The organism is Streptomyces africanus, assembly GCF_030816955.1.
Classification (GTDB): domain Bacteria; phylum Actinomycetota; class Actinomycetes; order Streptomycetales; family Streptomycetaceae; genus Streptomyces; species Streptomyces africanus.
The window spans coordinates 1-15,922 of record NZ_JAUSYP010000001.1 but is presented as its reverse complement, the minus strand read 5'-3'; the positions used below and the strand labels follow the sequence as shown (position 1 = coordinate 15,922).

Genomic DNA, 15,922 nt, shown 5'->3' with positions numbered 1-15,922 from the left:
GCGACTATCTGTGCGATCGGGTACTGGGCGATATCAGCCCGCTGACGTGCCGCCGCCAACAGCGGCCAGGCCCCCAGGCAGCGGATCGGGCTTCCGGGCGGCAGAACGATGATCGATCGACAACATATGCCGGTCGCTGATATATATAGGCGGCATGAATGAGCGACCGCTTCAGGAGCCGACGCTGCTCCTGCTCACTGCCCTGGCCGACGAGCCCAGGCACGGCTATGGACTGATTCAGGAGATCGACGCGATCTCCCAGGGCCGTGTGCGGATGCGCACCGGTACTCTCTACGGCGCGCTGGACCGGCTGGTCCAGCAGGGCCTGATCCGGGTCGAGCGCGAGGAGGTCGTGGACGGTCGGGCGCGCAAGGTCTACGCCCTCGCCGAGGCCGGCCGAGACGTGCTGGCCGCCGAGACGGAGCGGCTGCGTACTGTCGTCGCCGAGGCGGAGCGTCGACTGGCCGCCCGTCGCGCCCACGCCATCCGCCCGAAGGGGGCTCTGGCATGACGCAGCAGCACAGCTCACTCGCGTTCCGCTGGGCGCTGCGCCTCCATCCGGCCGCCTACCGCGCTGAGCACGAAGCCGAGTTGACCGCGATCTATGCTGAGGCGACGCAGGATGCCGGCCCGCTCGGTCGGCTGCGCGAGGCGCTCGACGTCGCCGGCCATGGCCTGCGGCGGCGCACCGGCCTGGGCTCCGACCGGATGGCGGGTCAGGTCCTGGCGCAGGCGGCCCCGCTGGCTGTCGCCGTGGCGACGGGTAGCTTCGCGGCGGGCCTGTTGTGGCTCTTCGCCCCCGGCGTCCGGACCTTGCCGGCGTCCTCGCTCCCGAATGTGCTGAGCCTGGCCAACACGGGCCTCACGCCGCTGCTCTGGCTGGCGGCGCTCGCGGCTGTCTGGACCGGGCGCTGGACCGTGGCCCGTGCACTGGTCGTGCCGGCGATGGTGCTGTGCCTGGCCGACGTCCTGCTGGCCGCGTTCGCCTCCTCCGGCTTCCACGGCACCCCCTCGATCGCAGTGATCCGACTGGCCGTGCCGCTGCTCACCGGCGCCGTCGTCCTCGCCGCACCCAGGGATCTGCTCGGCCCCTCCCTGCCACAACGCCGCACGATCATGGGAACCACCGCCCTGGCGGCCGTCCTGGTGTCGGGCGTGCAGCTCGTCGACATGTACTACCCCTTCACGCTGGGCGTTCTCAGCGACATCGGCCCGCTGTGGGCCGGGGTCCTGTGGGCCGGGGTCCTCGCGATCGCCCTGCTCTTCGGCACGCGTAACCGGTTGACCGTCGCTGGCGTGGCGGTGGCCGTGCTGCCCACCACGCTGCAAGTGACGGTCCAGCTCACCCCCGCGGGCGTGGTTGTCCTGCTCCTGGTCCTGCTCAGCAGCACGGTGCCCTTCCTCCGCGCGCGCCGGCGCCACTTCCAGTCAACCCCGCCGAGCGCGGCATAGCTGGCTCCGGGACCCCGGGCCGCACCCCGGATCGGCCCGGCGCTTCTGCCGGGCCTCCTGCTAGCCGGAGACTTCGCACATAGGGAGTTAGGTCCCCAGCCAGTGGGGTCGCGTCTCGTCGACGCCGAGGAGTTCAAGCAGGTGTGCTTGAACTCCTCGGTCGCCTCGAAGGGCGACCACCAGGAACTGCCCATGGCCTACGCCCCCGCCCCGGCCTGGTTGCGACCCTCGGTCGCCTGGAAGGACGACCGCCAGAGCCAGCGGTCTACGGTGTGGACCTGGAGTCCGGGTGGTTGCGATCCTCGGTCACCCCGGGGGCGACCGTCAGCAGACGGTGTTGGTCGTCCGGTCGAACGTCCCGGGGCGACGGTCCTCGGCCGCCCCGGAGAGCGGCCGCCAGTCGGAACGTTCGGTGATCTCCGCCCTGGGCACGTAGTTGCAATCCTCGGCTGCCCCAGAGGGCAACCGCCACGGTCCTTCTTTGGCTCCTGCGGGTCCTTACACCCGGGGCTGCGATTCTCGGTCGTCCCGGAAGGCGCCCGCCAGGCAGGAGAACCAGCTCGCGCGTGGTGGCCTGCGTTATTAGTTACGGTCCTCGACCGCCTCGAAGGGCGACCGCTAATGGTTGGACGACTTCGATCTTCAGCCCGGCTCGGAGTTGCCATCCTCGGTCATCTTGGAGGGTGGCCGCCAGGTGAGACCATCTCGTCAAAAACCCAACCTTTCCAGTTGCGATCCTCAGTCACCCCAAAGGGCGACCGTCAGCAGCTTGGGCCCAATATGCCAGCCTACGCGGACCCAGTTGCGATCCTCGGTCGCCCCGGAAAGCGACCGCCAGCTGAACCTCCAGGTCCCAGAGGCGGTAGAGGATCTGGTTGCGATCCTCGGCCGCCCCGAAGGGCGCCCGCCAGCTCGCTGTTCAACGCCTTGCTCACGAACGCGGTGATCTTCCACAACGCCCTGGACATCGGGAGATCGTGCGTCAGCTACTGGAGGAGGGATGGGAGATCGACCCGGAGGACCTGGCGCACATCTCGCCGTACCTGACGGAGCACATCAACCGGTTCGGCGAATACTCCACGTACGAACTCGGCATCCAGCCCGAGGCGTACGACCCGAAGCTCGATGTCGACTTCACCCCGCTGCGGAGCAGGACCTGACCGCCGTCGGCCTCGGCCAGGCCGCCTGACCTGCCGGAGCCTTCGCCGTGTCGTGCTGGCCGTACAGTCAAAAGCGGCGCCCGAAGCCACCTCTTATGGCTTCGGGCGCCGCTTTTTCGTGGTGCGGTGTCAGGCGTGGGCGGAAGCGATGTAGCGCCGGACGGCGACCATGAGGCCGAAGGCCAGGATGAGACCGGCCAGATGGGATCTGTCGAGGACGGTCAGCATCGAAAGGGCCCTGCCTTCATGTGCGTACCCCCGGGAAGCTCACCCTGGCACCCTGGCGGCAAACCCGTTTGTCCTGCACGCTCCATAACGGGTTGGGACACGAACTCCGGATCACGTTCAGCAGCTGGGGATCGTCCCGGAACCGACCTTGACGTTGCCGGAGTAGATCCAGCCCCTGGCCCAGCTGGCCTCGTTCGGATCGGTGTAGTACCAGGTGTTGCCCGAGTCGGGGTTGCGGTACTTACACACAGCCCACAACAGCGTGGGCACATCCATGTCATCCCACCCGATGAACGGGCAGCTCGCAGCCGGCCCGTACCTCAGGCTGATCTCTTTGGTGGTCGTGAGGCTCACGCCGGTGGTGCTCTTGGTGGGGTTCCAGTCGCAGTTCACGGCTGCGGGAGCCGGGGGGGCGGACATGGTGTCCGCCTGAGCCGCTGCTGACGCTGACGGCATCATCGCGAAGGCTGCCGCGGTCGCAGCGATGGCCATTCCGAGTCCTTTGAACAGTTGCAAGAGCTCCTCCTTCATAGTCCTGCTGGCGTCCGCCAAGCAGGACAAAACGGATGTCATCCACACGTCGCGGATCGACGGTTGTAGGTCAGGATCAGCCCGCTGTGTGGAGAGTGATTCATCGACGCAGCGGGCTGTGGCGACCGTTTGGCCAGCCAGACACCACACAGGCTGCTGGCCATCGACACGTGAAGGAATGAGAGCCGGCTGTCCCGGACAGTTCGCCGACTGTCCGGGCTGGTCCGGGCCTTGTTCGGACCTTGTCCCGGACAGGGCTGCCGCAGGTTCCGCCAGCTTCGGTGTCCAGCCGTGTGGCGGTCTTGTCGTGGTAGCCCCGGGGCTATCGCGATAACGGTGGCTGGGGCCTGAAGGACCAGTTGGCGGACTGCGGAAATCCTTCAGCGCTGTGTAGGGACGCCGATCTCGCGTAGGCGGCCTGGGGCTGATCGGGTTCATCGGCTGCCCTGGCCGGCGGCCAAGGAAGCGCTACCGGGTACTTCGGCTGCTGACGTAGGGCAGGTGCCGACGGGGACGAGACCGACGACGGCAGGGATGAGTGCCGCAGGCCCTACGGTCGAACGGGGCGTCCGAAGCCACCTCTTAGGGCTTCGGACGCCCCTTGTGCTGACCGGGAGTCAGGCCCCGGCTGGGTTACGCGTCCGTGCGATCCCGCTGTACCCGGGCGGCGCCGGAGTCATCCTCGGCGGCACGGACAAGAGGCGGGCCGGGTTCAGGTGGATGCAGTGAGTTGGGTCACAATCGTGCAATTGTACGGCCATGGCGTGTTTGCGCAAATCATGGCGGATGTTGGCGTACGCCGGAGCGCCGCAGGTGGTGGGGGGGCCCTTCAGACCATGGCGTTCGAACGCGCCATACGCGCGGCTTCCGCAACGCCGTCGACGTCAGGTGCCGTCGCGGCCACTCGCACTCGTTCTACGTGGACAGCTGGGATGGGCGTCAGGCCATCCGTCCAGACTTCTGCGGCACCTGCAACAAGCTGGCCAAGTTCGAGGAGCTCTCCGAGAGAGCCAAGGACCTCGGCATCACCGTGCTCGAGTCACAGTGGATAGCAGCGTCACGCCCTCACCGGGCGGTCTGTTTCGCCGGGCACGAGTTCGGCCTGATCCCGAACAAGATGAAATGTGGGTGCCCCCAATGTCCCCCGGGGATGTACGGCGGCGCTGTCCCACCCCACGACGTGTACTACGTCGTGAGCGGACTGGACACCGCGACTGGTGAGGACACAGTGAAGCCCGGCATCAGCTCCGGGAGCGGCTATAACAGGCTCCGGCAGCACGCCGAGGATGGACTGACCGCGCAGCATCTACGGATCACAGGGTTGCCCGTCGGTATGGCGAGAGCGCTGGAGAAGTTCGTCCTGGACGGACTCGACATGGAAGGATGGCTGTCCACCCGGGGGGTTGAGTACTTTCCGCTGGCGGCTCTGCACGACGTCATGGACCTGGTGGGCGAATGGTTCACGGATCAGCCCGGGCTTTCCTCCCGTCCGGTCGTCGTTGACGTTGACGATGTGTACGACGCTGTCGAAGCGCCCGCGGTACATGATGTTGTGGACGTGGACGTGGACGTGGACGTGGACGTGGACGTGGACGTGGACGTGGACGTGGACGTGGACGTGGACGTGGACGTTGATACCGCCGTGATATTCGACTCCGATGACGTGAGAGCTAATGCGGCATCGATGCGCTGAGCGGTTGCAGGATGCCGGCGATACCGCTGGCCGCCAGAAAAGGGCCCCAGAGGGTTTCTGGACGCCCGGAGTTTTTTGAACACCCTTTCGGTTGTTGAACGCTGCCAGAGCACGGCCACGGTGGGCGGTTTACGTGGCTTGCGCGCTGCCGTCTGCGGCGGCTCGGTTGTGACGGAGGACAGGCTGGCTGCGGAGGGGGTGGGGGAGGGGTGCCGGGCCGTGTGCCGTCGAGCCGGCCGAGGGTGGGCCGCTCGCCGTACTCCCACCGTCACGGATGCGGCAGCGTGAGGAGACCGCACTGCCCGGGAGTCGTCGAGGGGGAGCAGCTGCTGCCGCGATGTGGCCGGGCCCGTCGTGGGCGCTCCGCTCAGCGCGGCGCCGTGGGGAGGCGCCGCAGCATGGCTGAGCACCCGTGCCGGCTGTGTCCGGCACGGCCCCTCGCGCGGCAGCCTCCCATGCGGCTACGCCTCCGCCCAGTCGAGTCCCAGGGCGGCGAGCTGCTGGTGTCCAGGAGCGGTTTTTCTGATCAGTGGGTCATGGGGTGGGCCTGGGCTGATCAGTTTGGTGTCTGGTGGTGGTAGCGCTCCAGGCCCCGGTGCTGCGGCTCGGTGATGGAGGGAACGGGGGCTTGGGCTGCGTGCTGAGCTGGTGCTTTGTCAGGTGGGATGAGTGTTGGTCAGCTGCGGTCAGTTTCATTGCGTGCTGATCAGGTTCGTTGAGTGTTTCTATGCGCTCGTTGTGGTGTCGGTGGGGTGGTTGAGCCAGTAGAGGGCGGTGTCCATGTCGCGTGGGGTCCGGTTGCGGATGGGGGTTGGGGCGGCGGCCAGGAGCTGGTCGATCGTTTCGATGTAGCGGCTGTAGCGGCTGTAGCGGCTGGGTGCGTGGCTGAGGGTGATGCCGAGAGTGCGCAGTCCGCTGTGGGCTCGCCGGTCGTAGATGGCCATGCGGTCGGGTGCGGTCCCACCCGGTGCTCGCCGTCCGGCCCGACGGTCGGTCAGGCGGGCCACCACCCATTGTTGTGCAAGCGACGGATGGACGGGTACCTGCGTTCGGCGGCCCGTCGACGAGGGGCGTCCGAGCGGTGCGAGTGCGCGGAGTGGGGAGATCGAAAGTGGGATTGCGCGAGGTGCGGGGCGCCCGGGCCTTCCAAGGCTGCACCCGAGTTCTGGCGGGCCGCTACCGTCTGGATGCGCTGATCGGTTCGGGTGGCGCCGCTGACGTACACCGCGGATTCGACCTGCGGCTGCGGCGGCCGGTTGCTGTGAAGGTGTTCCGCGCCGGTACCGGCTTCGACACGGAGGATGCTTTCCGCAGCGAGGCTGTGATCCTGGCCCGCTTGCAGCATCCGGGGCTGGTGACCGCCTTCGACGCCGGACACCATGACGGCGATGCCTTCCTGGTCATGCAGCTGATCGACGGGCCCACCCTGAAATCTCGCATCGCCGAGGCTCCCCTGTCGTGCGAGGCTGCTGCAGCGCTCGGCGCGGCATTGGCCGATGCCCTGGCTCACGCCCACGAGGCGGGGATCGTCCACCGGGATGTCAAACCGTCCAACATCATCCTGGACTCCTCCGGCTATCCCCATCTGACGGACTTCGGCATCTCCCGGCTGCTGGACGCGACTACCCGCACCGCCACAGGCACCCTGACCGGCACGGCGGCCTATCTCTCTCCTGAACAGGTCTTGGGCCGCTCCGTCGGCCGGCCCGCAGACATCTATGCCCTCGGCCTGGTCCTCCTCGAGAGCCTCACCGGTCGACTCGAGTACGACGGCGGCCCCCTCGAGTCCGCCATAGCGCGCCTGCACCGCCGGCCCGCCCTCCCGGATTTCCTGCCCGGCGGTTTTGCCACCCTCCTGCGGGACATGACCACTCTGGAAGAACAAGATCGCCCCATGGCGCGCCACTGCGCTCAAGCCCTGACCCGTCTCGCCGGAACGAGCACGGCAAACCCTGCCGCGCCCGGTGCCCGGCCCGCGCTCAGCGTCACACCGCCCGCAGCCGAGGACCACGCCGACACCACACACCAAAGCTCGTCCCCCGCCGCGAAAGCGCCCTGGAGCTCGAGCGCCTCAACAGATCTCCATGAGGAAGGGTGTCGGTCCCGGACCGTCCGCGGCCGCCTCCGAACGCGTGGGGCGGCAGCTGCACTCACCGCGCTCGTCGCCGCAGGCCTGATCGTCACCGACGGCCTCTCACATCCCGACGCCGCAGACAAGGCAGGGCCAGAAGCGGCCCCATCCGCCCCTGATCAGGCCGCCCCTTCCACCCCTTCGGACACCCCGGCTCACAACGATGACGCGCTCTCCGCATCGGCCGCCCCGCCCTCGCACGGCCCCTCCGCGCCCGCTCAGCCGCTGAGCGAGCCACTCCCAACACGCACACGGCCCGCCACCCACCCCGCCTCGACGCCCCACACTTCTGAGCAGGCAACGCCCATCGCAGCAGGGAGGGGCAGGGCAAAGGCTCCGACCGGACCGCCGGGTCAAGCGCGGAAGAACCAGATGGGCAAGAAGGCAGCACAGGCCAAGTGAGGAGCAGGAAGCGCCGAGATGGCGGTCGTACCAGCATGGCGGGCTCGGCGGGGAAGCCGGGCGGCCGACCGCGGTTCATCGACCCAGCGCCTTCAACGGGCATGTGCGTGCGACGCGTGCAAGACCCGGGACATCGAGGCGGCGTGCCAGGCCGAACAAGACGCTGCGCGAGCGCCAAGAGAAGCCGGAGGCGCCGCCCGCGTCGAAGACCGGCGGCTGGCTCGGGCGGCGCTTCGCAGCTGACCCGGCAAGCGGTCATGAGATGTCGCGGTGGCAGGGCAGCGAGGCCCCCGTCCGGACAGCCCCACAGTGCACTGCCGACGCAACTGCCCTACGTTGATCTCGAGAGGTGGTCGCTGCGGCGGCTGCACTCCCGCGTTGGTCGTCTAAGGAAAGACGTCCCGCTTCCTGCGGGGAAATGCAGGTGCAAGGCCTGCCCGGCGCTCCACACACGCCCCGATGCATCTTCGGCACAGCGGAGACTGCCGTCTGCGTGCCCCTCCACCCGAGGTACGAGGACCTGGCAAGGAGTCTCACCGGCTCGCCAGCGCCAGGGCCGGTCCGAGTAGACGAGACGCGCCCGGCCGGGGAGGCCGGGCGCGTCATTGTTCTATCGGTGCGTGGGTGCGGTGTTCAGTTCACGCACGCGGTGTCGGGGCAGCGGTGGTGGCGGCCGCCGTGGCGGTGGTGGCCTTGGCCGGCCGCGGACGGTGGACCGCCGCCTCGGCCCGGCCCGCCCGCTGGACGCGGACCCGTGGTACGTCCCCCTCTTCAGCATCAAGGTCTCAGGCGTCGGTCGGAGCAACCGCGCAGAGTACACAGCCGCGTCGCCGGATTCTCCGCGAAGTCCAGGGCCCGCTGCACTGAAAGCTGAGCCGACGCGCCACATGCAGCGCAAACAGAAACCGCGATCAAGGACCGGCCCACGCCGTCCGCGCACCCATCGCTCGGCCTGGTGCTCAACTCTGTAGTGCTGTTGCTGGAGGGCGCGTATCGGGGTACCTGCGTCGCCATGACACCGGAAACTGATCACGCTGAATCCGTACGAGCCCTGCGGCAGCTGCGCAGGATCCGCACCTTTTACGCCGGGGGCGCCGCCTTGTGGGCTGCTTCGGCTGCATCGGCGGGATGGGACGACCTTGGAAGCCGGCAGATGTGGATAGCGGTGGTGTTCCTGATGGTCTTCACCACTTTGCTGTCCATGACGTCGCTGTGGCTGTGGCGTCAGCAGGCTGCCCGTTCGGATGAGCCCGGGCACCATGCCCCTCCGCGAAAGACGGCCTGGCGCCGCCACGCCAACGCCTAACAGGACATCTCAACGGCGCGGGAAAACATCATGTGCGCATGGCTGATCCCTCTGTTCGTGGGATCGGTCGCCACGCACCGGCACCAGGACACGCCGTATGCGTTCCTGGAGAGCTGGGTGCGGTGTGTGTGGGCCTGTCCGCAGATGCCAAGGAGAGGCCGGCACTCGTCATGTGAGGATGCGGCTGAGGTAGGAGGGGGAGCAGCCGGCGATGCGGGCCACTTCGTGGAAGGCAGGTCGGGAGCTCGGTCGACGCCTGGGGGTCGAGGAAGTGGACGGGGTGAGTGCCGCCAGGGTTACGACGCCCGCGCCAGCCGCACGATCGCCGCGATCGACTGGTCGACGTCGGCCTGTGCCGTGTTGTGGCCGGACACCGAGATGCGCATCAGCCGCCGGCCGCGCCAGGTGGTGGCGCCCATCCAGCAGGTGCCGTCATTCTGCACCGCCTGCACGACGTGGTCGGTGCGGGCGTCGTCGCCGAAGCTGACGAGGACTTGGTTGAGCGTCACGTCGTTGACCACCTCGAAGCCCGCCGCCCTCAGGCCGGCCGCGAAGCGGCGGGCGAGCAAGCAGCAGCGGTCCACGAGTTCGGCGACGCCGTCACGGCCGAGTTCGCGCAGCGCCGCCCAGGTGGCGAAGCCGCGTGCGCGGCGGGAGGACTCGGCGGTGTAGTCGGCGCCGCCGGCCACCGGGCCGTCGGCGGGGGTGAGGTAGGAGGCGGTGTACGACAGAGCGTCGGCGTGGACGGCGGGGCGGGAGCAGAAGGCGTAGCCGCAGTCGTAGGGCACGTTCAGCCACTTGTGGCCGTCGCAGGCCCAGGAGTCGGCCAGCTCGACGCCGTCGAGGAGAGGGCGGGTCGCCGGGCTCGCGGCCGCCCACAGGCCGAAGGCGCCGTCGACGTGCACCCAGCCGCCGTGGGCGTGGGTGAGATCGCAGGCGGTACGCAGGTCGTCGCAGGCGCCGGTGTTCACGTTGCCCGCCTGCGTACAGACGATCGCCGGCGTTCCCGGGTCGGACGCCAGCACGCGCCGCAGGTCGTCGGTGTCGAGGGCACCGCGTCCATCGGTGCGGACCGTCTCCAGGCAGTCGGTGCCCAGGCCGAGCAGCCGCAGCGAGCGGTCGATGGTGGCGTGGCGCTCCTCGCCCGCGACCACCCGCAGGCGCGGGGCGCCGCCCAGCCCCTTGTGCCCAACGTCCCAGCCGGCCTCGGTGAGCAGGTGCTGCCGGGCTGCCGCGAGCCCTGCGGTGTTGGCCGCCTGCCCGCCGGTGACGAACCCGGTGGAGGCCGTGTCGGGGATGCCGAGGAGGTCCTTCAGCCAGCCGCCTGCCGCCTCCTCCGCGGCGAGGGCGGCGGGCGAGAGCGCGGCGTTGAAGGCGTTCTGGTCCCACCCGGCGGCGAGGATCTCCGCGGCGGTGGCCGCGGGCAGCGCCCCGCCGACGACGAACCCGAAGAACCGCGGCCCCGCGGTGGCGACGAGCCCCGTCTCGGCGGCGGCCACCAACTCGTCGACCACCGTGAGCGGGTCGGCGGGCGAGCGGTTCAAGGGGCGGGAGAACGCGGCGCGCAGGGCTGCGTAGTCGACGGGCCGCGCCACCGGTCGCTCGGGCAGCGAGCGGCGGTAGGCGGCGGCGTGCTCGGCGGCGTGATGAAAGATCCTGGTCAGCTCGTCCATGGCCGGACCGTAACCGCCCGTCCGAGCGGCCGGGAACGGCCAATGGGGGGAGATTGGACTGCCTTCCGATCCCTCAGCCCCGGCGGCGGGGGCGTGGAAAAAGTTAAAGGCGCTCGTAAACAGGCCCCAGCGGCCCCCGGGGTCCTGCGTTTCCCCGGGGGCCGCTGGTCACCGGCTGGTCACCGGAGAAGGGCGCGGTCGAGCCTGTACGGGGGAACAGGCCTTCGACCCTCTGCGCGTTGCCAGTGTCGCCGGTCAACGGACGACGCTCAGGGATGGGCATCGGCCACGACGGGACACACGCTTACCCGGGCGGCCTACGGCCGCGTACCGCACTGAGGGTCCGTGCCAGCTACTGTGTCTGGCACGGACCCCGCTCAGCCTTCCATGCGGCGGTATGCCGCCGCCCACTCCAGTCCGAGGTCGGCTAGCTGTTGGAGTTTGTCGGGGGTGAGTTTGGCGCGGCGTCCCTTCTGGTTCATGATCCACACACCTAGCCGTACCTCTGTGCCGTCCGGTAGAACCTCGGTGTGTGAGCGGCTGATGGGCCCTACGGAGCCGGTGCGGGCTTTGTACTGCGCGAGGGCCGCAATACCCCGTTCGAAGGCCCCAGAGCCGCCCTTGCGGGCCTCGGCGGGCGTCTCCTGCTCCGGTGGCAGCGGCGTGATGCCGATCTGCTCCAGGAGTTCGCGCTGTCCGTCCGTCAGGCCCGTCCAGATGGTGTGCTGGCGTTGTCGGGCCAGCCACTTCCCGATGTCCATGCCGTGGATGGTGACGCCGGGCAGGACGTCGGCCTGGTCCTCGTCGCGCAGCAGCTCGCGCAGCGCGGCGTAGTGGCGTTGCCAGTTGGCCGGCCATGCCGGGTTCCAGTCCGGGTCGATCTCCTTGAGGGCGGTCTTCCATTCGGGGTGGTCGTCGAGGGCGCCGGGTCGGCGGAGGTTGGACAGCCATTGCCCTACGGGCCGGTCCAGCATCGTCGCGGAGCGGGGTGCGCACAGTGTCCAGTGCTGCTCGTAGTACGCGCGGGCGGCTTCCAGGTTCTCCTGGAACCGCTCGTCCGCGAGTGACCAGACCATGCCGAGTTTCTCCAGCCGCGCCGCGCGCTGGCCGGTCATCTGTCCGGCCCCGTAGGTCCTTCGCTGTTCTGCGACCCACTGTCCAAGGGGGTAGGGGCCGGGGGGTTCCTTGTGGCCGTACGGCACCCGGGCGTGCCCCTCACGGTCAACGAACCGCTTGAGCGCCGCCCAGCCGCGGGCCCAGTCCTGCCGTTCGGGTGTCGATCACGTTGAAGTTCACCCAGTTCGCGACCATCACCGGGTCCCTGGGGGCGGCGAACCGGAGCAACAGGCGGGATTCTTCCTGTCCTTCCTCGGGCGGCGGACCGATGAACGTGGACGGCTGCGCGACGTCCTTTTGCGCTTCCTGGGGGATCGCGAGCAATTCCACGGCCTCTTCATCGTGAGCTCGCAATCCCTCAAGTACCTTCACCAAAGGGCGATACGATCCCGAGGTGAACATGTCCTCGGGTCGTTCTTCGGGCTGGAGAAATACGGGCACGATCAGAGAAGCGAGCTTGCCTTGTCCGGGCTTTTGCCGCAGGGCGCGGCCGATGGCCTGGACGATGTCGTGGGGGGCGCCTTTCGGGTCCAGCAGGGCGACGGAGTCCACGGCCCGGATGTCCACACCCTCGCCCAGCACACGGCAGTTGGAGAGCACGGCCCGTTGTGCGGCGGTCCCGAACGAGCCGAGTACCTCCCGCCGGTGCTCGGGGGCGTGCTCGCCGCACAGCCAGTCGACCCAGATCCGCTTCGGGTACTTCTCCGGCTGGTCCGCGTGCAGTTTGGCGGCGACCCGCTCCAGGCCCTCCGCGTACGCCTGTGCCTCTATCGTCCGGTGGTGGAAGGTGATGCACGTCTGAAGCCCATGCTGCGCCATCGTGTGCAGCAGCGCGGCCTGAGCGCCCCGAGCCGCTGCCCGCGCACTTCCTCGCTGTACCGCTCCTCGCCATAGAGCCGCTCGGGGGTGAGGACCGGGTCCTGGAGCTCCAGGACGATGATCTGGTACCGCGCAAGCAACCCGCGCGACACGGCAGACGCGAGCGAGAGCTTGTAGAGCACGGGCCCGAAGATCTTTTCGTCATCCATGCTCGCCGCCCTCTCCCTCGGCAGCGGGTCGCGCACCCCCTCCGCGACCTCCCGACTCAGCCTTCCTCCCAGATCCGCGGCGTGGCCGTCAGGTACAGCCGCCGGTGGGCCGGGATGACGGTCTGGTCGTGGATGTCCGCCCACGCCTTTCCGAGCGATCCGGAAGTACGGTGAGCCTCGTCCACGCACGCAAGGTCCACCGGGGAAAGCTTCTGGCCGTAGGCACCCTCGAAAGCCTCCGCCAGCACACCCAGGGAGGCGTGGGTGGCGTAGATGGTGACCGGCCCCTGCCCGTGCCACAGCGCCGGCTGTACGGGGTTCGTGGTGGAGCGCACCTTCATGCTCCACAGCTCGGGGTCGTCCTGGAGCGAGCAGACGGCCACGGCCGGCCCCTTGTGTCCGGCGTCGTGCCACGCCTTCACCGTCTGCGCCAGCAGGTCCAGCGTCGGCACCAGCACGAGAATGCGCCCATTGGGCACAAGCCGTTTTGCCGACGCGGCAGCAATGATGGTCTTTCCCGTTCCGCATGCGGCGTGTACCTGTCCGCGGAGGCCGTTGAAGGGAATACCGCCGGGCGGAATGTCGAATCCGCGCACGATGGCGTCAACTGCCTCGATTTGGTGGTCACGCAGTTTCACGGCCATTTCCGGTGTTCTCCTTTTCGCGGAATGTGGCGCGTAGTCAGAAAGGTGATGGGCGTCAGTGTTTTTTCACTGTGCGGGCGTCATCTGTTTTCACCACTTGCGGGGTCCGGGGGTGGTGGGCAGTTGGTGTTGGTGGTGTCGTCGGGTTGGTGAAGGGCGCTGTCGTTTCCCGGGTGGGGCGGATGTCGCCTGTGTGGGCGTGAGTTGGTTGATTCTGGAGTGGGGGAGTGAGGGTCTGGCTACGCTCGGTGTGTGCCTTCGTTTGCGGGTGACCCGCGTCATGAGCGTCTTGTCGCCGTCCTCACTTCCCGATGTCCATGCCGTGGATGGTGACGCCGGGCTGGACGTTGGCTTGGGCGGCCTGGCCGTCTTCGTCGCGTACGAGCTCGCGTAGGGCGGCGTAGTGCCGCTGCCAGTCGGCCGGCCACGCCGGGTTCCAGTCCGGGTCGATCTCCTTGAGCGCCGTCTCCCATTCGGGCTGTCCGTCCAGGGCGCCGGGACGGCGCAGGTTCGAAGCCACTGCCCCACCGGCCGGTCCAACGCCCGCGGAGCGGGGTGCGCACAGCGTCCAGTGCACTTCGTAGTACGCGCGGGCCGCTTCCAGGTTCTCCTGCAACCGCTCATCCGCTAGTGCCGTGACCCGCGGGGTTCACCGGTTTGAGGGCGGCGAAGGTCCACGTCCGGGCCTTCGACTCGGCGAGCAATCACGGTCACGGCATTGGCGGCCTGCGTATCCAGGAAGAGACCAAGCTACGCATCCTGCCATGAGGATTGGGTCAAAGTCTTCGCGGTGAGAGGAGTCAACCAGTGGATCTCCAGGTCCTCGCGCAGGTAGTCCATGCGAGTCTTCTGAAACTGGACAAGGTCGGGCTGGGCAAGGTGATTGCGTAGATCGTCCCCGGAACGCCACAGCTCGTAGAAGACCAGCGTGGTGGGATCGGAGGCATCGCGATGCACCTGGTACTGCCAGGCGCCCGGCTCGGCACGAGTCGGCTCGACGAAGGAAAGCAGCAGACGTTCTAGCTCCTCGGCACGTTCCGGGCGGGGGCGGGCGAATCCATAGAGGCCGATGGGGCCGTTCCCCTCATCAGGTATGACGATGTTCATACCTGGGAGGCTAGCCGTGCACCGAGGTACGATGCAAGTCGTACCTGAAGGAGGATCGTGGACCTGAGCAAAGTGTTCGCCGCGCTCGCGGACGACTCCCGGCGGAAGGTGATCGCCGAACTCGCGACCGACCCCGAGGATCAAGAGCGCGCCTGCGGGTCGTTCGACCTACCGGTGAAGAAGGCCACACGCACTCACCACTTCCGAGTTCTGCGGGAGGCGGGCCTGGTAGTGCAGCGTGATCACGGCAACGGAAGCACACTGAGGCTGCTCAGGACGGACATCGAGGAGAGTTGTCCCGGACTGCTGCAGCTGCTCGTGGCCGAACTCAGCCAATCGAGCGAAGGTAAAACCAAGTCGTGACCTGGGCGACCGATCCCGGGCACTGGGCGGCAGATGACGGGCGAGCTGCGCCAGTTGCCCGTCAGGCGATGAGCGGCGGGGACAGACGGGCCGCGAGGCCTTTCAGGGCCTGGGGTTCGGCGCCGCGCCAGGCGTAGATGGCCTGGTCCGGGTCACCAACGAGGACCAGCAGCAGGCCGGCGTCGTGCAGCAGCTGGAGGATTTGCAAGGTCGGCGGTGGAGCTGGGCCTCATCGACGATGACCTCTGCGAACCGCGAACGCAGCGGGGTCAGCAGCCCGGCTGCGGCCTCGGCGTGGGACGCTGGGCACACCGTGCAGGACTCCACCGGCGCCTGGTGGCTGTGCACCGCCGCGGGCACGCCCGGCACCTGGCAGACCCCGGCCGCCCCCGGCAACGAATGGACGCCCGCAAACCGGGGCCTCGCTGGGTGGACCTTCGATCCCGCGTCCTGCACCACCACTGACACCACCCTCAGCGCCGGATTCATCTACCTCATGCAGATCGTCCTGCGGCACCCGGCCACGCTTACGAAACTGCACGCCGTCATCGGCACCGCCGGCAGCGGCCTCACTTCCGGCCAGTGCCTCGCCGGGGTCTACGACACCGCGGGCAACCGGGTGGGCGTCACCGCGGACATGTCGACGACATGGAACTCCGCCAGCAACAAGGCCATGAACCTCACCGGGTCCGTCCCGGCTACGGCGGGAAAGCTGTACGTGGCGTTCCTCTTCAACGGCACCACCTCGCCGACGTTCGCGTGCGGCAGCACCCTGGGCGCGACATTCACCCCGGGCAACGCCAACCTCGCCGCTGGCGCCTACCGGTTCTGCCGTTCCGCGGCCGGGCAGACCGCCCTCCCGGCCACCATCACCCTGTCCGGGTACACGCCGGACGCGAACAACGTCTGGTCGGCACGCTTCCTCGTTCGCCATCAGGCCCATTCGACTCCGAGTTCGGCGAGTGCGGCGCGCTGCTCCGCAGTGAGCTTGTCTCGCCTCGCGCGAGTGTTGGAGATCCAGACGCCGAGCTTGTGCTGGTGTTCCTGGCCGTTGATGACGACGGCTTCGACGTGACCGCGCGGCACTG

14 protein-coding genes and 1 pseudogene are annotated in these 15,922 nt (G+C 68.5%); 6 read left to right on the top strand and 9 right to left on the bottom strand.

All coding sequences use genetic code 11. The features are described from left to right. Positions 1 to 154 precede the first annotated feature (154 nt). The 3 genes from QF034_RS00075 to QF034_RS00065 all read left to right on the top strand — a co-directional run bounded on the left by QF034_RS00075 (position 155) and on the right by QF034_RS00065 (position 2,612). Entirely contained in the window at positions 155 to 511 is a 357-nt protein-coding gene (locus tag QF034_RS00075; protein ID WP_086855123.1) for a PadR family transcriptional regulator, read from the top strand. Continuing rightward, on the top strand, positions 508 to 1,452 hold the full coding sequence (locus QF034_RS00070) for a hypothetical protein (protein ID WP_307172943.1): 945 nt from the start codon (positions 508 to 510) through the stop codon (positions 1,450 to 1,452). The genes QF034_RS00075 and QF034_RS00070 overlap by 4 nt, the downstream gene beginning before the upstream one ends. Before the next feature lie 977 nt (positions 1,453 to 2,429). Next, positions 2,430 to 2,612 (top strand): Tn3 family transposase, encoded by a 183-nt coding sequence (locus QF034_RS00065; RefSeq protein WP_307172942.1) that lies wholly within the window; start codon positions 2,430 to 2,432, stop codon positions 2,610 to 2,612. A gap of 345 nt (positions 2,613 to 2,957) precedes the next feature. Here QF034_RS00065 and QF034_RS00060 read toward each other — a convergent pair whose 3' ends face one another. Then, positions 2,958 to 3,260: a hypothetical protein gene (locus tag QF034_RS00060; RefSeq protein WP_307172941.1), complete on the bottom strand. Its 303-nt coding sequence runs from the start codon at positions 3,258 to 3,260 to the stop codon at positions 2,958 to 2,960. Positions 3,261 to 4,290: 1,030 nt separating this feature from the next. Between QF034_RS00060 and QF034_RS00055 the strand changes: the two genes are divergently transcribed. Then, positions 4,291 to 5,064, top strand: a complete 774-nt coding sequence (locus QF034_RS00055; RefSeq protein WP_307172940.1) for a hypothetical protein — start codon at positions 4,291 to 4,293, stop codon at positions 5,062 to 5,064. A gap of 725 nt (positions 5,065 to 5,789) precedes the next feature. Here the strand turns inward: QF034_RS00055 and QF034_RS00050 are convergent. Continuing rightward, complete coding sequence (locus QF034_RS00050; protein WP_307172939.1) at positions 5,790 to 6,008, bottom strand: hypothetical protein; 219 nt, start codon at positions 6,006 to 6,008, stop codon at positions 5,790 to 5,792. A 167-nt stretch (positions 6,009 to 6,175) separates the two neighbouring features. Between QF034_RS00050 and QF034_RS00045 the strand changes: the two genes are divergently transcribed. Continuing rightward, positions 6,176 to 7,597, top strand: coding sequence for a serine/threonine protein kinase (locus QF034_RS00045; protein ID WP_307172938.1), 1,422 nt, complete (start codon positions 6,176 to 6,178; stop codon positions 7,595 to 7,597). Positions 7,598 to 9,199: 1,602 nt separating this feature from the next. Here the strand turns inward: QF034_RS00045 and QF034_RS00040 are convergent. The 4 genes and pseudogenes from QF034_RS00040 to QF034_RS00025 all read right to left on the bottom strand — a co-directional run bounded on the left by QF034_RS00040 (position 9,200) and on the right by QF034_RS00025 (position 14,471). Continuing rightward, positions 9,200 to 10,576, bottom strand: a complete 1,377-nt coding sequence (locus QF034_RS00040) for a pyridoxal phosphate-dependent decarboxylase family protein (RefSeq protein ID WP_307172937.1) — start codon at positions 10,574 to 10,576, stop codon at positions 9,200 to 9,202. Positions 10,577 to 10,953: 377 nt separating this feature from the next. Beyond that, positions 10,954 to 13,364 (bottom strand): annotated as a pseudogene (locus QF034_RS00035) (helicase associated domain-containing protein). 301 nt (positions 13,365 to 13,665) lie between these two features. Next, a complete protein-coding gene (locus tag QF034_RS00030) occupies positions 13,666 to 13,980 on the bottom strand; it encodes a hypothetical protein (protein WP_307172936.1) in 315 nt (104 codons plus the stop codon). Between the two features lie 134 nt (positions 13,981 to 14,114). Next, positions 14,115 to 14,471, bottom strand: a complete 357-nt coding sequence (locus QF034_RS00025; RefSeq protein ID WP_307172935.1) for a putative quinol monooxygenase — start codon at positions 14,469 to 14,471, stop codon at positions 14,115 to 14,117. 57 nt (positions 14,472 to 14,528) lie between these two features. Here QF034_RS00025 and QF034_RS00020 point away from each other — a divergent pair, with 57 nt between their 5' ends. Further along, positions 14,529 to 14,834, top strand: coding sequence for an ArsR/SmtB family transcription factor (locus QF034_RS00020; RefSeq protein WP_307172934.1), 306 nt, complete (start codon positions 14,529 to 14,531; stop codon positions 14,832 to 14,834). Between the two features lie 61 nt (positions 14,835 to 14,895). Here QF034_RS00020 and QF034_RS00015 read toward each other — a convergent pair whose 3' ends face one another. The 3 genes from QF034_RS00015 to QF034_RS00005 all read right to left on the bottom strand — a co-directional run bounded on the left by QF034_RS00015 (position 14,896) and on the right by QF034_RS00005 (position 15,920). Continuing rightward, positions 14,896 to 15,042, bottom strand: a complete 147-nt coding sequence (locus QF034_RS00015) for a UvrD-helicase domain-containing protein (RefSeq protein ID WP_307172933.1) — start codon at positions 15,040 to 15,042, stop codon at positions 14,896 to 14,898. A 389-nt stretch (positions 15,043 to 15,431) separates the two neighbouring features. Then, positions 15,432 to 15,569 carry a hypothetical protein gene (locus QF034_RS00010; RefSeq protein ID WP_307172932.1) on the bottom strand — a complete coding sequence of 46 codons (138 nt, stop codon included), beginning with the start codon at positions 15,567 to 15,569 and terminating at the stop codon, positions 15,432 to 15,434. A 198-nt stretch (positions 15,570 to 15,767) separates the two neighbouring features. After that, positions 15,768 to 15,920 carry a helicase associated domain-containing protein gene (locus QF034_RS00005; protein ID WP_307179757.1) on the bottom strand — a complete coding sequence of 51 codons (153 nt, stop codon included), beginning with the start codon at positions 15,918 to 15,920 and terminating at the stop codon, positions 15,768 to 15,770. Between the last annotated feature and the right edge of the window lie 2 nt (positions 15,921 to 15,922).

Excerpts from the sequence above, each read along its gene's own strand:
- QF034_RS00050 (WP_307172939.1), bottom strand. The coding sequence starts at position 6,008 with ATGGCCATCTACGACCGGCGAGCCCACAGCGGACTGCGCACTCTCGGC.
- QF034_RS00075 (WP_086855123.1), top strand. The coding sequence starts at position 155 with ATGAATGAGCGACCGCTTCAGGAGCCGACGCTGCTCCTGCTCACTGCC.
- QF034_RS00060 (WP_307172941.1), bottom strand. The coding sequence starts at position 3,260 with ATGTCCGCCCCCCCGGCTCCCGCAGCCGTGAACTGCGACTGGAACCCC.
- QF034_RS00070 (WP_307172943.1), top strand. The coding sequence starts at position 508 with ATGACGCAGCAGCACAGCTCACTCGCGTTCCGCTGGGCGCTGCGCCTC.
- QF034_RS00025 (WP_307172935.1), bottom strand. The coding sequence starts at position 14,471 with ATGAACATCGTCATACCTGATGAGGGGAACGGCCCCATCGGCCTCTAT.
- QF034_RS00040 (WP_307172937.1), bottom strand. The coding sequence starts at position 10,576 with ATGGACGAGCTGACCAGGATCTTTCATCACGCCGCCGAGCACGCCGCC.